The sequence below is a fragment of the Bacteroides sp. AF34-31BH genome (assembly GCF_003602795.1).
Lineage (GTDB): Bacteria > Bacteroidota > Bacteroidia > Bacteroidales > Bacteroidaceae > Bacteroides > Bacteroides uniformis.
On record NZ_QTLV01000001.1, the window covers coordinates 614,451 to 637,191 of the forward strand.

Below are 22,741 nucleotides of genomic sequence, written 5' to 3' on the forward strand. Positions count from 1 at the left end.
CTCTCTTTCCATTTCCTACATATATAGAATAAAGGTTAACTTTTCGTCTCCCATTTCTCTAAACGAAGGTTAATTCTATGTTTTCATATGCATTAAAGATTTAATAGTTGTTTTCTCTTTTCAATGCAAACTTAAAAAATATTATAATATGGAGGAGAATAAAAACTAGGCAAGAAGGATAGAAAATCGTTCACGGAAAGGAATAAGTGTATATTTGACCATTTATTTACCTTTTAGTGACGAATTTTTAGTGGTAGAATGCAGAATTTCTACTCGCCTCTGCAAGAACATCATTCAAAGAAATGTGCTATTTTTGTGCAGACAAAATAAACCGCACCATGAAACACACCGGCATTATCTCTGCAATTCATCTTTTAGTCCTGCTGGCCATAACAGCCAATACATCAGCACAACCCTACCGCATCTCGCATTTGGGGGTAGACGACGGACTTTCCAATAATTATATAGTCAGCCTGGCACAAGACCGGAAAGGCTATATCTGGATAGCTACAGAATCAGGACTGAACCGTTTTGACGGGCAGCAGTTTATTATTTACAATAAAAACAATTCCGGACTGAGCAGCAATGAACTGAATGCCCTACTTGCCGATCCTAAACAAGATAAGATATGGATAGGTACCCAACGCGACGGATTGTGTTGCTTTGATTATGAAACGGAAACAATCACCTGCATAAAGACCGGAGAAAGCCAGCTTGCCAGTAATGACATCCCCTACCTCGCCCGGGCATTGGACGGAGGAATCTGGATTACCCACTATCACATGGGAATACAGCACTATGATATACAGAAAAAGCAGTTCTCCGCTGCTTATAACTATAAGACTATAAAAGGACTGCCGGGACGCTACTGGATTGGAATGGATGACGGAGAAGGCAATCTCTACATCGGGCATGTGACCGACGGATTAAGCATCATAGACATGAAAAGAAACACCTTCCGAAACTATCGGCACGACCCGCACAATCCCAACAGCATCCCCGGTGATGAAGTCTATTCCATCTGTATCGACCACAACAAAAACATATGGGTAGGAACCAACAAAGGAGCGGCCCTCTTTCATCCGGATACCCAACAGTTCACCGTATTCCAGCATAAAAAAGAAGATGAATACTCCCTGCTCCCCGGAACAGTGATGGACATCAAGCAGATGAAAAACGGCGACCTTTGGTTTGGCACCAGTATGGGAGGTATCAGCATACTGAACATGCAAAGTAACACTTTCACGGATGCCCGCAATATCCGCTTCCGAAATATCACCGCCACAAATGACGAATACGGACTGACCGGCCCCTATGTGCGACGCATGCTACAAGACTCTTTCGGTAACATCTGGATAGGCAATTACCGTGACGGACTGGACTTCATCAGCTATGAACCAAACATTTTCAGTACCCTGCGCTATACAACGGAAAAACAAGGGAGAACCCGCTACAAACAAGTGTGGAGCCTCTGTATGGACCACAACAAACAGTTGTGGATGGGCGGAGAAAGCGAGCTGGCACTTTATAGGAAAGGAGAAAAAGTACAAGTAATACCATTGCCTACTTCCACTTCCCATCCGCATGCACACATCAGAGCTATTCATGAGGACAATAAAAACAGAATCTGGATAGGAACCTGGGAAGCAGGGCTATTCTATTATGAACCGGAAAAAAGAAAATTCACCCAAATTCACGAAAACAACTCACAGCCTTCGGATGTGCGGTGCTTTTATGAAGAACCGGATGGAAAGTTATGGATAGGCAGCCGAAATGGAATCTACTCCTTTTCCAATGAAAAGCTGGTCTGTGAACAACGTATAAACGAACAGTTAGAGGACCTTATCATACACGGTATTCATCGTGACTCACAAGGCAAATTGTGGGTAGGGACTTTCGGCAAAGGAATCTTCATTTTCAGTCCGCAAGGAAAACTTCTGAAAAACCAACAGAAAGACAACGGGTTCCCCTCTAACGCCGTAAATTCTTTGACAGCCGATTCGCAAGGACGTATATGGGTAGCCACGCGCGAAGGTGCCATCCTCTTTCAGGATACCCGCACACCCGACGATTATCTTACTTTCGGTAATCCCGAAGGCTTGGAAAACACGCAAGTCCGTGCTGTCTGTGAAGACCGGGACGGTAATATTTGGGTCAGTACCAACGCCGGCATCTCCCGACTGAATGAAAGCCGGAAAGTGTTCTATAATTATGACTATCGTGACGGCATTCCCTTAGGCGACTTTATGGACGGGGCCTCCATATTGGACAGTGACGGTACACTGTATTTCGGCTCACAAAATGGTACATGCTATTTTGACCCTTCATCACTTTTCGCCGCACAAATCATAGCGCCCGTCACCATCACCCGTTTCTTTGTATACAGCAAACAGACGGAAAGCAAAGATGTAGAAACACCGCTACCTCTGGCTTCCGGCAGAATTACATTGCCATACAATGAAAACACCTTCAAAGTTTCGTTCAATGTACTGGACTATACACAAAACTCGCAAGTGGAATTTGCCTATATGATGGAAGGGCTGGAAGATGTATGGTATAACACCCAAGGAGAAAAGCAAGTAACTTTCCGGAATATCCCTCCAGGAAAATATACTTTTAAAGTGAGAACCCGATTCCGCAACCAAGAATGGGAAGAAAAGATTGCCACACTTCCCATTATCATCCGTCCTCCCTTCTGGTTGGCATGGTATGCCAAATTACTTTATTTCTTTATAGCAGCTACTCTTGTATATATTCTTATCAGTTTCTATAAACGTAAATTAGACCTGGAAAGCAGCCTTAAAGTAGAGCGCAAAAACAGTCAGAACAAACAAGAACTGAACGACGAACGCCTACGCTTCTACACCAACATCACCCACGAGTTACGCACTCCGCTAACCCTGATTCTGGGGCCACTGGAGGACCTGCTCAGCGACAACAGCCTTTCTCCCAAGCATGCCAATAAAATCAGTATCATCCATGATAGTGCTGCCCGTCTGTTGAATCTGATTAATGGTATATTAGAATTCCGAAAAACGGAAACGCAAAACCGAAAACTCTCCGTAGCAAGAGGTGACCTTTCAGAACTGGTACAAGAAATAGGATTACGGTATAAAGAGCTGAACCGTAATCCCAAAGTCAATTTCCACGTCCACATCAATACAGAAGAAACACTGCTTTTTTATGACGCAGACATGTTGACTACAATTTTAAACAACCTCCTTTCCAATGCGGCCAAATACACCTCAGAAGGTAACATCACTCTCAGCTTAAATTCTATAGAAGAAAACAGCGTGAGATATACAGAAATAAGTGTCAGCGACACCGGACACGGAATCTCTCCGGAAGCTTTACCACATATTTTTGAACGTTACTATCAAGCCAACAGCAAATACCAAGCCTCCGGTTCCGGCATCGGACTGGCTTTGGTGAAAGGATTGGCCGACCTGCACGAAGCTACTCTCGACGTCAGCAGCCAGCTGGAAGTCGGCACCACTTTCAGGCTACGTTTGTTAACAGACAATATTTATCCCAATGCCCTGCATACCGACATTCATCCGTCAAATGGGCAAAACGAATCTGAAGCCAAAGACAATCTGTCGGAAGAAAGCTTCAATATGGAAGAACAAATTGAAGAGAGCCGTCCGTTACTGCTTGTAGTAGAAGATAATCAGGATATACGCGAATACATACGCCAGTCTCTCGGCGATGATTTTGACATACTGACGGCTGAAGACGGCAGCAGAGGCTGGACGTTGGCCCAAGAACGGATTCCCAACATTATAGTCAGTGATATCATGATGCCGGTGATGGACGGTATACAGCTTTGCCGGTTAGTCAAGGATGACATCCGGACCAGCCATATTCCTGTTATACTGCTGACAGCCAAAGACTCCCTGCACGACAAGGAGGAAGGCTATACCGCAGGCGCAGACTCCTACCTGACCAAGCCGTTCAGTGCCAAACTGCTCCATAGCCGCATCAATAATCTGCTGGAAGCACGCAAGAAGCTGGCCGCCGGCCTGGCGGTTGCCACCCCTCATTCGGAGCCTGCCGACGAAACCGCCGATTCAATGAATCCGCTGGACAATGAATTCGTGCAACGCATCACGCAAATCATTGAAGACAATCTGGAAATGGAAAAAATGGATATTGCTTTCATTGCCGACCAAATGTGCATGAGCCATTCCACTCTCTATCGGAAAATCAAAGGAGTGGCAGATATGTCGGCAAATGAGTTCATCCGCAAGGTGAAAATGAAGAACGGGGTAAAACTACTGCTCTCCGGAAAATACTCCATATCAGAGATTGCCTACATGACGGGATTCAGCAGTGTAGCCTACTTCAGGCAATGCTTCAAGAATGAATTCGGAATGACGCCGTCGGAATACGTGAAGCAGAAATGATAAAATCGTCAATGAGGGTGTCAAAACTCTCCCTCTAACAGAAATCACCCCTGCTACAAATGCTTGCAACAAGGGTGATTTCTATATTATATTGGAGCATTTTAACTTTACCTTTATACTCAAAGAGGCTTAAACATCATTCCACTCCTACCTCATTTTTCACCGGCATCATGATAAACGTAAATTCATAGTCGGCATAAGGAACCTGATATTCCGGACGGGCTATACGTCCCCAACTGTCTTCGCAACCCAGACCAGCTTGCACCTTGTCGATACAGAGATTAGTCAAATCAGCTTCATCCACCTCTTGCGAGTGTCCTTGCTCTTTGCTCCAGCCTTCATCTAAAGACTCGATGGTATAGTGCAAGGCAGATGCGGAGAAGGGAGCGGCCGCCACAATCTTGATGCCATTACCAGACTGATCCAACATCTTCCACCAACGAATATCGGTCTTTGTTCCATTTTCCTGCGGACGGATGTAGGGATAGAACTGCTCGGCCACACTTTGGCGATAAATGCCTAAGTCGGCACAATGATTACGGTCAATATAGTTTTCAACCGGACCGCGTCCATAGTATTCAACGGTTTCAAAGCTGCGCGGCATAGACATCTGCAGACCGAAACGGAACATGTTCGATACTTTGGCATTCTTGTCGGCAGTCAGCTTCTGGGTCACCTTGACGGCACCGGCATTGTTGATGACATAAACAAGGTTCAGCTTAGCTGAAACACCCGGCATGTCGTAAGCAGATTCTACAATCACCTGATTGTTCTCCGTGCGCTGTTTGAAAGAGGTCAGTTTGATCTCCGGATTCTTCCAAGCGATATATTTGCGTTGCAGATTGGCACCGTAGTCGTTGTCAACAGGCGCACGCCAGAAGTTTGGTTTTAAAGCCTCGCCGTCTTTAATCATATCCCGGCCATTCACTTCGTACTTGGTCAGATAACCGTTGTGCTTGTTGATTTCTACACGGAAAGCATCACCGGAGACGATGAGGTAGTTCCAATCGTTATCCTGTACTTGGGGAGCCGTCATCTCGATATTACTCTGTTCGCAGTTCTTCAATTCCATGGAAGGAGCTTGGTAAGGATTGAGCGTCAACTGGTCTTTTGCCACTACATGTCCGGCGGAAAGCAATCCTTCACGGTTCTTCAGCTTATAGGAAACATTCAGCAACCACTCGGTGCATTGGCAAGTCTTGCCCAAGTCCAACTTGATTTTGGCTGTCTGTTGGGGAGCTACATTCAGATTATCCACACGACCGGTCCGTATCACCTTACCGCCTTTCAGTACCTCCCACTCCATATAATAGGCAGAAAGATCACGGAAGAAGTATTCATTGAACACATTGATTTCGCCGTTCTTCAAGTCGGCCGGAGTAGTCCAGATGTCCTGATAGATACGGCCTACCTCATACATGTGGGGATTGGGCACACGGTCGGGGCTGATAAGACCGTTATCGCAGAAGTTACCGTCGCTGGCATCAAAACGGTTAAAGTCACCGCCGTAGGCATAAATCATCTTACCGTTCTTTCCTGTCCAACGTACAGACTGATCAACAAAATCCCAAATAAAGCCACCTTGGAATTTGGAATATTTACGCACCAAATCCCAATATTCTTTAAAACCTCCTTGCGAGTTTCCCATCGCATGAGCATATTCGCACTGAATCAGGGGCTTTGTCATAGAATCATCCTCACTGTATTTCTTACATCCGTCATAGCCATAATACATCGGGCAATAGATGTCTGTCTTGCCTGTTTTACCGGCTTGTTCATATTGTACGGCACGGCTCGGATCTTCAGCCTTTATCCAATCGTAGGCAGCTTCGAAATTAGCGCCATAGCCGGCTTCGTTGCCCAAAGACCAGAAAATGACGCTGGGATGATTGAAGCTACGCTGCACATTGCGCTGGTTACGCTCCATATGTGCTTTCCTATAGTCCTCACGTTTGGCAAGTGTCTCTTCCCCATAACCCATTCCGTGGGATTCGATATTGGCTTCGGCCACTACGTAAATACCATATTGGTCGCAGAGGTCGTACCAGAGATTATTGTCGGGATAGTGGCAGGTGCGCACGGCATTCAGGTTGAACTGCTTCATCACCTGAATATCCTGAATCATGCGTTCGCGAGAAATGACGTAACCACCGTCCGGATCCATCTCGTGGCGGTTGGCTCCCTTGAAGAGAACGGGCTGGCCGTTGACAAGTATCTGACTTCCTTTCAGCTCTATCTTTCGGAAGCCCACCTTTACGGGAATCACTTCACTGCTGCCTTGCAAAGTGGCACGCAGGGTATACAAGTAAGGCGTTTCCGCCGTCCACTTATGAGGATTCTCCACATTTATCAAGGCAGTAGCGCTACCTTTGGCGACAGCTGTAGCCACCTGTTTTCCGGCAGCGTCCAGCAGTTCAAGACTGACATTGCCGCCACCCTTCACATCAAGCTGTACTTTCAGGGAACCGTTCTTATAAGCAGTATCCAAATCGGGAGTGACACGGATGTCCTGAATGCGCTTCTTGTCACGGGCATACAAGTAGCAATCGCGCCCTACACCGCTATAACGGAAGAAGTCCTGGTCTTCCAGATACGTCCCGTCACACCAGCGGAATACCTGAAAGGCTATCAGATTCTTTTGTCCCGGCTTCAAGTAGGGTGTCAGGTTGAATTCAGCCTCCAGTTTGCTGTCCTCACTATAACCTACGTACTTGCCGTTTACCCACAAATACATATTGGAAGTCACGGAACCGAAATGAGCAATGATGTCCTTACTCTTCCAGTCGGCAGGTATTACAATCTCACGACGGTAGGAACCTACATTGTTATTCTCCGTTGGCACCTGCGGTGGATTGTTCTTGAACTGATTGCGCCAGGCATATCCGGTATTCACGTAGATAGGGTCGCCGAAACCGTTCAGTTCCCACATACCGGGAACGGCCATATCGCTCCATCCCTTGTCGTTGAACCCCACTTTCCAGAAATCCGTGGGACGGGCATCGGCATTCTTCACCCAGAAGAATTTCCAGATACCGTTCAGAGTCATGTAATTGGAAGAATGTTCTTTTGCTCCACGAGCCGCAGCATCTACCGACTCATAGGCAAAATAGTTGGTGTGCATCGGAGCACGGTTCACGGCATTCACTTCAGGGTTTTGCCATTCAGTGAAGGACTGTGCGCTTGCGGCAATGGCAAAAGTCGCAAGCAGTCCGGTAATGAAATGTTTCTTCATGGTAAATAGTTTATAAAAATTAGCAACGGCATACAAGCAGAACCGGTATGCCGTCACAAAGATACGCCTATCCTATAATTAAAAGGAAGAATAATCGTTCAAAAAAGGCTGAATTTAATTCTTTAAATAAGTGTTCATAACTAGTTCACATAATTAAATAGGTGACTAAATGGGAATTTATTTTGATTGAGTACTTATCCGCAAACGATAGACTCCGAACGAACGGGGCTGAAGCTCCAGGCTCAGAGAACGGGAAGCCACCTCCACCGGACGAATACGTGGAACAATAGCCTCCTGCTCCAGTGTATTCTTGGCTTTCCAGTCATCACTTTGCAAATAGGTGCAGGAACCCGAGACAAGCTGCCGCTTCTTCAATCCGCTGAACTCTATCTGCACCTTCTCCGATCTGCTGCCCGCATTGACAAGCTTCAGAATTACTTCTCCCGTAGGAGCATCCAGCACTGCCGATGCATAAAGGCTGTCCTGCCCCGTCACGGGTTTTCCGTCCATTTGCAGGTTCAGCACATCTGTTCCGGCATTCATACCGTACATCTGCTGTACGTAATAGTTGGGAGTCCGCATCATACGGAGATTGTCGAACCAAATCAAATCGGGATTCCACTGCCAGGCATCCACATGGGCAAACAACGGAGCATAGGTAGCCAGGCGCACCACATCGGCATTACGTTCCAGTCCCGTCATAAAAGCTGCTTCGGACAGTGCCGCCAAGAAATTATTGGCTTTCCCGGTGGGGTGGTCATGCGATGCATATTCACCGGCAAAGACTTTCGGTCCTTTACGGTCATAGTCATCATAGCGGGCAGCATTGGCAAAGAACCAGTCGGGAGCCATATAATAATGCTCGTCCACCAAATCCACCCCGATGCGTTTCATTTCGGGCCAGAGGTAATCGAACTTGTCCCCATCTGCACTCGGACCGGAAGAACCTACAATCTGCATATCGGGATATTCCGCACGGATGGCTTTCGTGAACACTTCCAGACGCTCGGGATAGACTTCCCCCCACTGTTCATTGCCGATGGCAATCATTTTCAGACCGAACGGTTCGGGATGTCCCATATCGGCACGCACCTTTCCCCACTTGGAGGTTGCAGCACCGTTGGCAAACTCGATGAGGTCGAGGGCATCCTGCACGTACGGGCCGAGTTCTCCAAGGGGAACCACTTCGTTGCTTTCGTATTGGCAGGACAGCCCGCAGCTCAGTACCGGCAGAGGCTCTGCACCGAGGTCTTCACTCAGCAGGAAATATTCGTAAAAGCCAAGTCCGTAACTCTGGAAATAATCCGGGAAAGCTTTATGCTTGAATGTATAGTTCCAGCGATTTTCGTTCAAAGGACGGTTCTCTACCGGACCCACGGAATTCTTCCATTGATAACGGGTGGCAAGGCTGTTGCCTTCGATGATACAACCGCCGGGAAAACGGAATACTCCGGGATTGAGGTCATAGAGGGCTTGTACCAAGTCGACACGCAATCCATTCTCACGCTTCTTCCAAGTGTTCACCGGGAAGAGAGAGATGTGGTCCATATCTACTGTACCCTCCGTCTGCAACACAACACGCAGACGCGAGCGAACATCGGTAAAAGGAGCTTTCAGCACAGCCGTCAGCTTCTGCCATTCACTGCCTTTCACTTCCAGTTCCTTCTTCAGGAGATTCTCTCCGTTGGAATTCACCAGTTCGACGGAAAGCTTCATTGGTTTGGTATCCGGCGTACGGACATAGGCGGAGAAACGGTAATCTTCTCCTTTTTTCAGGCCGATGCCACGATAACCTTCATTATCCAGTCCGGCACGCAAAAGACAGCCGTCATTGGTAATGCGCACATAATGCGGATTGCGGTCGAAGCAGGGCCGCTCGTCCTGTACCGTCACCTCGCCGAAAGGTATCCACCCCACCAGCGGCTGCGGGAACTCAAAAGAGCGGTTCTTTACCAGTTCGGCATACAAACCACCGTCCGCACCGAAATTAATGTCTTCGAAGAAGATTCCATACATGGCAGGATTTATCCGAGCCGTCGGTTTTGATACATCAACAGTCATCACATGCTGTTGCGCCTGCATGCCAAGAACAACGAACAATGTCAATAGAAATAAAAGTCTTTTCATGGTTTTAATCTGTTTATAACGATAGCATAAGCTAAATTATGACGACATACTTACCTATTCTACATCAATCCTATTTACCGGCAACCATACATCCATCTTGCCCTCACCCCGGTGTGCCCATGCATAATAAGGTATCAGGGTCAGCGTCACATCTCTGGTTGCCAACTTTCCGGCAGCATCAAAACCAAGAGCCTGCACTTCTGTGGTAATTTCGTTGACGCCATACAGCAGTTCGGGCTTCTCCGTCACCTGGAATTTCGGATGACGGTTCAGGATGATATTCTGTATATTAAAATCATTATCGGCCCACTCGGCACAATAAACGATAGGACCACGCTCAACGGCCACCCGTCCACGGTCGGCAACCACTTTTTCATTGGCTTTCACCACACGGGGTTGCATGTCGAAATGCACCTCTACCACATCCCCTTTCTTCCACTTCCGGTCTATCCGGAGATAGCCTTTACGAAGTTCACCGGTCACCTCCTCGCCATTCACCAATACACGATAGCCCAACTTCAGGTCGTCGGCATACGAATAAAGGTCACTCGGAAGTACACTGCCGCGCACCCAACCCGGAATACGGATATTCATCGTAAACGGCAGGTTGCCCTGAGCCACCTTCACACGAATATCTCCGTTCCAGGGGTATCCGGTTTCCTGCTCCAGCACCACTTTCTTTTCATTCAACTTCAGCTCGGCACGGTTGGACAAGAAAAGGTTGACGTACACCTGATTGTCTTTCACGGCATACACATATCCCGGCAAAGAAGGAATGAACCGGCTGATGTTGCTGGGACAGCAGGCACAACCAAACCACGGCTGGCGTGTAATCGTATGGTCGGCATTAAAGTGATACTTACCATCGCAAGACAACGGATTGGGATAGAAGAACTTGCCTCCGTCCAATGAAACGCCGGAGATTAATCCGTTGTAAAGCGTACGTTCCAGCACGTCGAAATACTTGGAATCGCCATGCAGCAGGAAGAGGCGGTAATTCATGTAAACATTGCCGATGGCGGCACAGGTCTCATTGTAGGCAGTCAGATTCGGCAATTCATAGTTATCACCGAAAGCTTCGCCCGCATGACGCGCACCGATACCGCCGGTAATATATATCTTCTTGCCGACGATATTCTCCCATATCTTGTCGATAGCCTTGATGTAGGAGCTGTCACCCGTAATGGCAGCCACATCAGCCATACCGGAATACATGTAACCGGCACGTACGGCATGTCCCACTGCCTCTTCCTGCTCCAGTACAGGCTTGTGCGACTGCAAATAGATGTCCTTGCGTGCCGTAGTGCCGCGCGCGTCGAGGAAGAACTTGGCCTGGTCGAGATATTTCTTATCTCCTGTCACGGTATAGAGGCGTACCAATGCCATTTCGGCAATCTGATGTCCGGGAATCACACGCTTCTGTCCGGGGCCTTCACCGATATTCTTGCATACGCAGTCGGCATAACGGATGGCTATATCCAGGAAGTTCCGCTTGCCTGTAGCTTGATAATAAGCCACAGCCCCTTCCACCATGTGACCCAGATTATAGAACTCGTGGCTCAAATTCTCCACCTCCGACCAGCGTTCCGGCCCCGACCAATCGTGCGGATGCTTGGGGTTTATGGTACGTGCGGTGTAAAGATACCCGTCCGGTTCTTGGGCGGCGGCCACTATGACCAATACGCTGTCGATATATTCTTCCAGTTTCTTGTCCGGGTAAGTCTGCAAGGAGTAACTTGCACCTTCAATCGTCTTATAGACATCCGTATCGTCAAAGGAGAAGCCTCCCACCTTATACTCATCACTGGGATGAGTAGCTTTCACAAAGTTTTCATAACGTCCGGTTTCCTCACACTTACTGAAAGCCAACGGGATGGTTACCTCGCGGCTTGCCTTCAAGCGTTGTCCCCAGAAACTGTCCGTCACCTTCACTGAAGTGAAAGGAACCGGGTCGATGGGATAACCGGAATGCAAAGTCTGTTGCTTTTGTGCCGACACACTGCCGGTCATGGCTGCAACAAGTGCCAAAGTCAATAATCGTATCATATCTTTTAAGTTTTTAAGTTCTTAAGTTCCCACGCACGGAATTACACGGATTTATCCTTATTTCCCCTTATTCTCATGGATACGTATCACCGTAAACGAATAGGCAGGCAAGGTATAAGGAAACTCCGTACCGCCGATGTCGACGAAGGCGGAAGTCACGGAACGTGCCTGCTTGTCTTTCGGGTCACCCGTCAGGAGCGTCTTCACTGCCGAGGGATTCTGCAAGTCGATGCCCTTCAGCTTCACTGTAGAGGAAACCTCCACCGGAAGCAGGTTCACCAGCTTTACAATATGGTCACCCGTGGCCTCATCCTTTACCACCGAAACACCGACGCGCTTACGGACAGCCTCTTGCCCATTATTCAGTGTGACGTGCGAGGTGATGTACTGCGTACCCGCATTCTGTCCGTACATCTGCTGTGTGTAGTAGCCCACGGTAGGCTTCACTTCCGTGTTATTGAAATAAATCAAGTCGGGATTCCACTGCGTATGGCCTTCCTTCGCCAGCAACGGGGCGTACGAGGTCATCTCCACCACATCGGCATTACGTTCCACCGAAGTCAGATAGAGAGCTTCTGCCAACGCTGTCTCTATGTTGTTGGGACGTCCGGGCAGGTGGGCGGCATATTCGCCCAGATAGACCTTGGACTTGGTACGGTCATAACGGTCGTAGTAGTCCTGGTTGTGAATCATCCAGCCCGGATCCACGTAATAGTGTTCGTCCACCATGGGCACGCCCAGTTCCGTGGCAAGGCGCCAGCCCTCCGCATAGTCCGTGCCTTCGTAGAAGGGACCTACAGTGCCGACAACCGTAATTTCGGGATGCTTCTCCCTGACAGCCTTGTATATCATGGCAAAGCGCTCCTCAAACACTTCGGTAATCATATCCTCGTTGCCGATGCCGATATACTTCAGATTGAAAGGCTTGGGATGGCCTGCCTCAGCACGCTTCCTGCCCCACACGGTGCGGCGTGCATCGCCGTTGGCATACTCTATCAGGTCGAGCACATCCTGGATATAGGCAGGCATCTCTTCCATCGGGATGCCACCCTGCTGGCCGTAGCGCATCAGTTCCTTGTTGGCCCCCTGCGGACAGTTGTCGGCATAGTGCGAGTGTGTGCCCGAATTCTGGCACGGCACGCCCGCTGCCAATACTGGCAGAGGTTCGGCACCTATATCTTCGCAGAAGCGGAAGTACTCGAAGTAGCCCAGTCCGCGTGTCTGATGATACCCCCACAGATTGCGCAACGGCTTACGAGCCTCGAGCGGGCCGATAGAGCCTTTCCAGTCATAGATATTGTCGATGCCGTCGCCATGAGCCACGCAGCCGCCGGGGAAGCGGACGAAGCGTGGATGCAGGTCGGCAAGCGTCTGCGCCAGGTCGGCACGCAAGCCGTTCTTATGGCCCTTGAATGTATTTTGCGGAAAAAGGGAAATCATATCGAGATGCAGTGTCCCCACCGTCTGCGGCTGAAGCGAGAGCACGGCGGCACGCACATCGGCGTTTGCCGTCAGCACCGTCTGCTGTTTCTTCCACTCTTTGGAGGACACATTGACGGAAGAGCGGGCAATCTCACGGCCCGTCTGGTCGAGCAGGCAAACAACCACCTTGCCTCCCTTGCTGCCCGGTGCCACGCGGGCGAAGAGAGAGAAATCGTACTTCTCCCCTTTCTTCAAGCTGATGCCGTCGAAACCGTCGTTCTGCAATGTCACTCCGGGACGCGCCTCCAATACGGCATAATGAGGGTTATTGGGATGAATGGGGTCGGCAGCGGCAATGGTAACGGCAGCCGCAGCATCGCCCTCTTTCACCGCCCAGGCATATGTGCCGTCCCAACCTTGGTGTGAACCGTCCTTAGACGAATACTCGAAGTCGCGGTTCTGTACCAGCTCGGCATACAGTCCTCCATCCGCAGCATAGTTGATGTCTTCGAAGAAAATACCTATCAGATGCTTGCTGATGGGTTTTGCACATTCCGTCTCCACTTCGATAGTCGCCTCCACCGGTTTCAGTCCGGCAAAACGTACGGGGTCTTGCTCGGTACGTTCGGCATGGAGTGCCTGGCGGTACTTCTTATGCTCTGCAAAGGAGATGACACGCTGCACCGTTGCATACGGTACACGCTGCATCCAACCCTGCTGTACGGTACCGTTCAGCAGAACCTCCTTCCGCACGTTAGGATAGACCTCCGCCGGCCGGTATTCGGCAAGGCGAGAACGGTCAAAGTATTTCTGCGCTTTCCATTGCAGCAAGTCGGGAGACTCGACGTATGCAAGGGAGTTTCCGCTTTCCGTCAGTTCCCAGATACAGTGCCAACGGTCGTCGGCACGGGTCTGCATCAAGTGCGGTTTCAGCATCCGCTTCATTTGCCCCCAGGGGCCGAAGTCCGAGTTGACAAAGGAGCTGCCCTCTGCCACGCTGAACCATCGGTTGCCATTGGGACTCCAGGCTAGTTTCAGACCGCCACTGCCGTCGGCATGGGAGTAGGAAAAGAGATAGACTGAATCGGGTTCATTCGCCACTCCATTCGTTATAGCCTGCAAAGGAACGGTCAGTGTCAAGAACAGACACAAGGACAATAATTTCAAGAATCCATTCATGGTATTAAGTCGGTATTAATCATTTACATTTAGTTCGATAGTCACAATCAGCCGTATTCTGAATGCCATTCAGTCGTATAGTGAATAGGGTTCAGTCGTATAGTGAATGCCATTCAGTATACGACTGAATCAGGACAATTATAGACCTCTGATAATCAAAGATTTGCAAAAGGAGTAATCCGTTATGATATATCATTATAAAACAAGGATTGCTCCATGCCTTCTTTATTCCACGATTACCGCCCCTCCCTGCGGCTGAACCGTGAGTTGCAGAGAGCCGTCAGCCTTTATCCTCTGTAGCTTTAATTGAGGCTGCATCTTCTTGTCATCACTATACAGAGACACCTCTTGTCCTGCCAGCATAGGAAGGTCAAGTTTCAGTTTCAACGGTTCCACCGTTGCATTGGCAGCGGCTATGTACCACGTGTTTCCATGACGGCGGGCAAGAACAATATATCTCCCCGGATAGCCGTCAATGAAACGGGTCTCGTCCCAAGTAGTGGGCACTTGTTTCATAAAGTCGAGGCAGATTTGCGGAGCATCCGTCAGGTTATTAGGTGCCAAGGCGAAGTTCTGGATAGGATTTTGAAACAGCACTGCCGTTGCCAGCTGAAAGATGTCCGTGGTGCGGCGAATAGTTCCACCATCGTTGCTGCGGTTCAAACGCTTGTTCAGGAACACACCGCCAAACTCCATGCATCCCACAGCATTGCGGATGAAAGGGTGCAGCGTGGCATTGAAGGCCTCGTTATCACAGAAATGTTGGCTAAATACCAGATTCTCGGAAGCCAGCACCGCCTCGCTGCCTACGTAATTGGGATACATCCGTTCCCAGCCGCGAGGCAAGGTACAGCCGTGGAAGATAACCATCAGACCGTGGTCGTCGGCATCGCTCAGAATCTCCTCGTACAAACGCAGGGTCTCCTGCTTGTCACCGCCGAAGAAGTCTACTTTGATACCCTTCACACCCAGACTTTGCAACCAGCGCATCTCTTGCTTGCGGGCAATGGAGTTATCCATCCGGTTGACGGGACTCTGCTCTATATCGTTCCAGTAACCACTGGAGCTATACCACAAGAATACCTCCACACCCTTGCTACGGGCATACTTGATAAACTGTTCCATGCGGTCGCGACCGATGTTGTTGTCCCACCAGTTGTCAATCAATACATATTCGTATCCCATGGCGGCCGCCAAGTCAACATAGCGCACCTGGTCGTCGTAGTTGATGCTGCCGTCCTGCCAGAGAATCCAGCTCCATGTGCCACGGCCCGGCTTGTAATCATGGGTGGTGGTATAGCGTGGTTCCACTACATCCCAGGGGACGGTGGTTTCCACAATCGGCTTCAAGGTTTCCCCCACCGTCACAGTACGCCACGGCGTGGAGCCCGGCAGGGAAAAGGCAGGTGACACCGTTCCGTTGCCGTTGTTCTCTTCCGGCATGGGGAAAGCAATGCGATACACGCCGTTATCCCAATCACTCAAACGCGAGCCACAATAACGGCTGTCCACTCCGGTTTCACTGAGCAGTACCCAGCCGTCATCCCCCACCTTGAACAAGCAGGGAAATGTATATCCATGTCCATAGCCCGAACGTTCGTTCATCGGGGCATCTGCCTTATATTCTTCTTCGTAACTGGGTTTGGTACGCTTCCACCCTATCATGGCGTCGCTCTGCGGACAAAGGAAAGTGGTGGTCTGCGACGGGAAGCGGAAGCCGGTCCGTTCGCTGTTCACCGTGACGCTTCCTTTTCCCTGCTCCCTCGGCAGGGTGTAACGGAAAGCCACGTCATTGTTGCTGACGCGGAAAGTTATCTGCACATTCTTCCCCTCACCGTTGACGAATGAACAAAGCAATTCGTTTGCCCGGTAATGGATGTGCGAAGCTTTGATTCGGGATTGTTCATAAACCGTATCGAAAGCTGTGACTTTATGTTCCTTCAACTGCAATCCTCTATAGAAATCACCCACATTTGTCTCCATCCCCAAGGGAGAAGATTCCAGCATTTGCTTTCCATTGTAGGTGACGGCGTAAGACACTTCGCCGTTGGCTGACGGACAGGATACCGTAAGCTGCAATTTTCCATCCGGACCATTGACAGATACACTCTGTGCTGCCAGCGGACCTGAGAGGGCAAACAACCAAACCAATAATTTCAATCTATTCTTCATGGTATTAAATTATTATGTTATATCATTAAATTAAAAGGTAGGCACCACCGGCCTGATGGTTCCGTCTTCATTGAACTCCATCCGGTCTATGCAGACTTCACGATGAACGCCGGGGCCATCTTTCAAGTACCATTTATTAATACGGTGGTAAACGATTCTCCACTCATCTGTACCGGGAATCTGCAATACAGCGTTGTGTGCCGGACCGTAAATTTCCTTTTCCGGATTCTGAATCAGCACAACGGGTTGCTTGGCAACTTCGATAGGACCGAGCGGCGACTTGGATGTACCGTATGCCACATGGTAATTGGGCGAACCGGTATCGTCTACCGACCACATGAAATAGTAGAGCCCGTTGCGATAAAAGACATAAGCTGCTTCGCGGAAAGCATAGTCCTGCAAGGTGCCTCCCGCCGGTGTCATCACCGTAACGGTATTTTCCTTGATGGACACCATATCGTCGTTCAGCTCGGCACCTGCCAGGTAGCCGTTGCCCCAGTAAAGATAGGATTTGCCCGAAACAGGGTCTGTAAACACATCCACATCAATCTGTTGCCCGCCACCGACGGGCGAGGCAGTAATGATAGGGCGTCCCAAATCGGTGAAAGGACCGGTAGGAGAATCGCTCGTAGCCACTCCAATCTGCTTGCCACCGCCATTCTTGGGATTTCCACTGTAATAGAAGAAGTATTTATACTTGCCGTCCACTTTTTTCTCTTCAATGCAAGGCGCCCAAGCATTGCCATCTGCCCAAGGCACTTGCTCCGACTTCAAGTCCAACATGACGCCTTCATCCTGCCAAATCTTCAAATCCGTGGAGGAGAATACGGTGAAATACCAGCCTCCCCAACCCGGCTGTCCGTCCGTAGTAGAATAGATGTAATACTTTTGGGTCTGATGGGAATAAAGGATTTCCGGGTCGGCATGGAAACCCGGCAATACGGGATTGTTGGGCAATGCGCCCAGTTCTGTCGGCTTGCCCCATTCATCGGTAATGCGCAACAGCTCATGGCGGGTAATGGGGATAATGGTCCCATGACGGGGATGGAAGTTCATCTTCACCTCGCTGTCTATCACCTTAAAATTCTTCAAGTCAGTGGTTTCCGTAAACTGATAGCTTCCTTTCATATAGACGTCGTACATCAGGATATACTTATCCTGCCCTATCAGTTTGAAAGTGCCCGCACCCTCTACGGCTTCCTTAGTCTGTTGCTTGTAATCGGGTTCTTCCGTCCATGCCCCGGAGGTCAAGGAACGGGTGGTGGCTACCTTTATGCCGTTTCCATGCCCTTCCGTCTTATAGAAAAGGTGGAAAACACCATCCTTATAGACAATGTCTCCATCGATGCACGATTTCCCATTCTTCGGCAGAAACAATGGCTTGGGCTCTCCCTCCAAATCCGTAAACTCCGCATTGGCATAAGCATAATATATGACATCGGCTCCATCACCATGCAGCATGGACCAATACACCATGTACTTTCCCGCCTCTGGGTCGTAGATAGTCTGCGGAGCCCATACACGCTTCAAATCCTCCTGACCTGAATAACGTTTCTGTATATTGATAACGGAGTGGGACCAGTTGACCAAGTCGGTAGATTTCAGCAAAACCATGGCACGGTTGGAACTCCATCCATTGGCTGAAACCATATCTGTCACTACCATATAGAAAGTCTTGCCATCCTCACAACGAAGGATATGCGGGTCGCGGACTCCCCCGGTGGAGCTGATGACTTTCGAGTCGATTACCGGTTCATTATCATTCAATGCCCAGTAGGTATAACCGTCCATGCTTACAGCATAGCGCACAGCCTCTTCATCGCCACTATTCCCAGTGAAATAAGTGAACAAATAAGCTACATAATCTTTTTCGGGAAAGGATTTTTGCCAGGAATATCCCGGAAGTGCAAACAACGACAATAACATTGCCGCCAAAAACATCCGGAAAGTGTTTTTCATCCGTACAATCATAATCTTTTTATATTAAACCTTTTAACGGGTGTAAAATTAACACTATATACATTATAATACAAAGAAAGTGTATATGTTGTGTAACATATACACTTATTTAATCTCTCCAATCAGTCGGCATTCAAAAAACGCACCATCTCACAAGCTGCCAGCAGAAATGCCCCTACCCCAAAGTTAGCAGTAGAGTTGGCATCAACCACTTGTCCGGGAATGGCTTTCTCGCCAATCGGCTGTACATACCCTATGCGGCCATCGGGCTGCAAGGCTACAGTAGTCAGATAATTCCACGCCTTCATCACTACGGGTTGATAAGCAGCCTTGTCCAGCAAGCCGTTGTTCATCCCCCATAACAGACCATAGGTAAAGAAAGCCGTACCGCTGGTTTCAGGACCGGGAGCATGCTCAGGGTCGAGCATACTGCGTGTCCAGTAGCCTTCCGGCTGCTGGCAGGCAGCCACGGATTTGGCCATCGTCTGGAAGCGGTCTATGTACTCTTGGCGGTATTGGTCTGTTTCGGGCAGGTCTTTCAGTACCTTTGCCAAAGCAGCCAGCACCCAACCGTCGCCACGTGCCCAGAAGTCTTTCTTACCATTCACACTTTTGTGTTTTGGATAAATATATTTGCCGTCGCGATAGTATAGGCCTTCCTCCGAATCGTACATGATACTGTTGGCATAGGTCCAGTATTCATGCAGTTTCTCCAGATATAACGGATTGCCGGTCAGCTTGTACATCTTTGTCATAACGGGCATTACCATGTAAAGTCCGTCCGCCCACCACCAATAATCGTTCTTGTCCGTACTCATCTGGTATTCCATCACTTCGCGCGCACGGGCTATCTTCCCGGAATCCGGCTTCACGGTATACAAATCCGCATAAGTCTGGAAACAAATCTGATAATCACCGAAAAGCACATAATCATCACTCTCCCCATAGCTGTACTTCCACTCTTCCTTGTTGTCACTCTTCGCGCCTTTCCATTCATTATGTTCTGCCCACGCCTCGGAATAGGCATAGCATTCCGGATTACCGGTCAGGAAGAACACCTCCATGTTTCCCGTATGATAGGCGGCATTGTCCCAGAAAGAGCGCCCATGTTGCGGATGGGTCTCCTGCCAATAGTTGTTCACCCGATTGATAATCTCAATCACTTCTTCCGGTTTCGGCTGCTGAGCGGTACATGAGGACAGTCCCCAGCAAAAAGCCAAACCCAATAAAAATAAGCATGTCGTTTTCATATACTAATACTGTTCTTTTATCTTATCACTTCCAATACATATACCGGTTGCGGTGCAAACTCCACAACCCGCTCTCCGTCTCCTTGCTTGGCATGCTGCACAAACAGATGCAGCCGCTTCCTGCTCTTCCACAATTCCGTGTCATGAGACGGTTCCCAGGCACCGACAGTGAAGTCGGTCAAATCGCTGATGCTCCACTTACTGTTTGCCACATCCGTAGCGTGCGCCAAAGAGACTTTGCTCCCCCGTTCTTCATCCCTGAATACATAAAATATCTCCCCGCCATCTACTACGATGCGCGGACGGGCCATCGGAATCATCTTCGTGCCTCCACCTTTCAGGGAAAACGGAGTGGTACGCCCGGAGACCTGGCGGCTGTGCCACATCTGCCCGTCATGCCAGACAATCCGGTATTGCGGGACGTCGCTGTCCGGGTCGCGCCAATAGGAAGCAATGTACGGATTGCCGCCTGCATCGGCACTCATGCTGGTCTGGTTTATCAGTTCCGAATTCTGAGGAATGCGGCAGGCATACTCTGCATTACCCAGACGGATGGGCAAATCATATTTCTTGCCATTTGCCTTATACCATGTTACGCCATTGTCAAAGGAACGGGCGTAGCATAGGTCATGGTTGGTTTCCACATGCCAAGTCTCGCGCCAGACCCACGACAGATGGATGGTTCCAAGCTCATCTACATATAGCTGCCAGTAAGCATTGCGCTTGTTCTCGCCATCAATCAGTACATCCTGCACACGGCTCCATTTCTTCTCCTTCAAGGAATAGCGGTTCATCACCAGGTTGCCCCGGCCGGAAGAACCGGAACGGTATGCAAACAGCAGGTCGCCTCCGGACAGCAGATAAAACTCCGGATAGGTTACATTGCCTTCATCCACGCCCGTCATGGGCTCCTTCTCACCCAATTCCAGCGAATGGGGTGCAATGCTGCGACAGTAGTTCAAGGGCTGTCCGTGATGGTCGAAGGCTACATGAATATACCCGTCACCGTCCAGCATCATGCTGATGACGTTATGGGCATCCTTCACATTCCCTTTATACTGTGTGCGGTGCAGTGTCCACTGTCCGGCATGGAGGTTCCGTTTTCCAAGAGTCAGAAACCCTTCCGCATCATAGTAACTGATGTATTGCTCGTCACCTTGCGTCACCAGCGAATTATTACGGAATACGGCAGTGTTGACGGAAGTCTGGCTGTATCCTTTCCCCACTTCCACCAGATGCGTTTCGGGAAGGACACCGGCAGCACCCTGTGCACAGAGTGCCACCGGAAATCCACCAATCCCCCAAACAATTAATATAAATACTATAAAAAATGAATCAGTCTCACTCATAATAGGCATGGTCTTTGGGGAATTCTTCACCACCCCACGCCTTTTTCGAGGTCCATGCCTGCGGAGCATCTGTCCAGAACGGATGGTCGGCGGGCAAGCCCAGGGGCAAGAATGCCAGGGAAGCCATGTAAAGGCTGCCGTTGTTAGTATACCAGTCGGAGATATGAGGCTGGGAACCATTGAATCCCAATGTCAGAAAACCTTTCTCGTTGAAGTTCCGGTTGTCACCGAACATACGGTTGATGACAGCTGTCATGGCAGCACGTACCTGTCCGTTCGACAATTCCTTGGGCAACCATCCACGCCATGCCAACAAAGCCAATGGTTGGAGGGTACCGGTGCGGTAGGTAATGGAACGCCCGAATACGGGGAAGGCCCCCTCGGGAGAGATGAAACGTTCCAGAATCATGCCGAAACGCTGCATGCGCTTCTGGGCACGCTGGAAATTGCAATCCGGCGCATTCCATATCTTATTTTTTCCACTGTTCGTAAAGACTTCCAGACACTCCACATACATGGGATGGAGTACGAAGCTGTTGTAATAGTCAAAGGCAAATCCCGGTCCGTCGCTATAGAAGCCGTCACCTACATACCACTCTTCCACCTTGCGCAGAGCGGAGACAATACGGTAAGCATCACTCTTAGCACCAGCCTTGCGCAGGAAACATTCTACCGTAGACGAGAACAGCAGCCAGTTGGTATAAGGAGGGTCCACACGGCGCAACTGGGTAAACTCTTCAATGTAACGCCGTTTAGTCAAACTATCCAGAGGCACCCACAAAGCATCGTATCCTCGCAGGAAGCTTTCAGCAACATAAGCGGCATCGACCAGCGGCTGTCCCTCTTTCCGCCAAAGTAGGTAATCCTGACTTTCCGGGTCTACCGCCTGCGCATAACTTTTCAATGCCCATTCGCGGAGCTGCCTGCGCTGCTTGCCTTCGGCAGTGTCATCGTCCGGCAAAGAGAGCCAGGGCGCCAACCCCGCCATCAGACGTCCGAAACATTCCATATAGGTCACCCGTTTGTCGCGTCCATCCCAAGTGGGGCTAAGCTCCACCTGCATATTTTCCTGGAGCTTCCCTTCACTCATATTGCTCAGTACCGGAGCAGCCATTTGATACAACACCCCGGCCCAAAGTTCGCGGTCTGTCACTTCCTTCTCTTTTTTCTTCTTGGCAGCCATTTCCTGAGCGGGCAGCAATAAAACTGCCACCAGCAGCAGCCATAAGTAGTTACTTTTTCTCATGATATTATTTAAGTTTGTTTTTCAATACTGCAAAATTACCCCATTCCCGGTAATTTCGGGGGCACTATTGTTTCAAAAAGGGGTAAATATCGGTCATTAGTACCCCAAAAGCTCAGAAATCACAAGAAAAAGCCTAAGATTAAACCGTGCTACGACGGAAGTGAATAAAGTATTTGCCGCTATATTTGTTTCTTCATGAACTGCACCAGTACGAGGGCAATGCAATAAGCTATAATCTGTTCAAACCAAAAGTCAAGTCCTTCAAACATATTACTCATTATTTTAATAGACACCCATTCCTTTTTCTGATAACAAAGGAAAGGAGTTTATTCGGAATAATAAATTTCCATACG

The 22,741-nt window shown here is 49.2% G+C and carries 10 protein-coding genes; 1 reads left to right on the top strand and 9 read right to left on the bottom strand.

What is annotated here, in order from left to right:
* Positions 1-338: 338 nt before the first annotated feature.
* Positions 339-4,406, top strand: a complete 4,068-nt coding sequence (locus DWZ67_RS02715; protein ID WP_120138147.1) for a two-component regulator propeller domain-containing protein — start codon at positions 339-341, stop codon at positions 4,404-4,406.
* Positions 4,407-4,542: 136 nt separating this feature from the next.
* On the opposite strand, the gene DWZ67_RS02720 is transcribed toward DWZ67_RS02715, so the two are convergent.
* From DWZ67_RS02720 to DWZ67_RS02760, 9 genes are all read right to left on the bottom strand, one after another.
* Entirely contained in the window at positions 4,543-7,638 is a 3,096-nt protein-coding gene (locus tag DWZ67_RS02720; RefSeq protein WP_120138148.1) for a glycoside hydrolase family 2 TIM barrel-domain containing protein, read from the bottom strand.
* A gap of 177 nt (positions 7,639-7,815) precedes the next feature.
* The gene (locus DWZ67_RS02725) at positions 7,816-9,765 is read right to left on the bottom strand and encodes an alpha-L-arabinofuranosidase C-terminal domain-containing protein (RefSeq protein ID WP_120138087.1); all 1,950 of its coding nucleotides are present in this window, start codon (positions 9,763-9,765) and stop codon (positions 7,816-7,818) included.
* A gap of 54 nt (positions 9,766-9,819) precedes the next feature.
* On the bottom strand, positions 9,820-11,811 hold the full coding sequence (locus tag DWZ67_RS02730; RefSeq protein WP_165852448.1) for a glycoside hydrolase family 127 protein: 1,992 nt from the start codon (positions 11,809-11,811) through the stop codon (positions 9,820-9,822).
* 57 nt (positions 11,812-11,868) lie between these two features.
* Positions 11,869-14,412 (bottom strand): alpha-L-arabinofuranosidase C-terminal domain-containing protein, encoded by a 2,544-nt coding sequence (locus DWZ67_RS02735; protein ID WP_120138088.1) that lies wholly within the window; start codon positions 14,410-14,412, stop codon positions 11,869-11,871.
* Positions 14,413-14,637: 225 nt separating this feature from the next.
* Complete coding sequence (locus DWZ67_RS02740; RefSeq protein WP_057252946.1) at positions 14,638-16,584, bottom strand: glycoside hydrolase family 97 protein; 1,947 nt, start codon at positions 16,582-16,584, stop codon at positions 14,638-14,640.
* Between the two features lie 30 nt (positions 16,585-16,614).
* Positions 16,615-18,555: a family 43 glycosylhydrolase gene (locus DWZ67_RS02745; RefSeq protein ID WP_120138089.1), complete on the bottom strand. Its 1,941-nt coding sequence runs from the start codon at positions 18,553-18,555 to the stop codon at positions 16,615-16,617.
* A gap of 110 nt (positions 18,556-18,665) precedes the next feature.
* Positions 18,666-19,793: a glycoside hydrolase family 88 protein gene (locus DWZ67_RS02750; RefSeq protein WP_005833269.1), complete on the bottom strand. Its 1,128-nt coding sequence runs from the start codon at positions 19,791-19,793 to the stop codon at positions 18,666-18,668.
* Positions 19,794-19,810: 17 nt separating this feature from the next.
* Positions 19,811-21,142 (bottom strand): BNR repeat-containing protein, encoded by a 1,332-nt coding sequence (locus tag DWZ67_RS02755; protein ID WP_057087279.1) that lies wholly within the window; start codon positions 21,140-21,142, stop codon positions 19,811-19,813.
* Entirely contained in the window at positions 21,135-22,388 is a 1,254-nt protein-coding gene (locus DWZ67_RS02760; protein ID WP_005830116.1) for a DUF2264 domain-containing protein, read from the bottom strand. Before DWZ67_RS02760 ends, DWZ67_RS02755 begins: the two co-directional genes overlap by 8 nt.
* Positions 22,389-22,741: the final 353 nt, after the last annotated feature.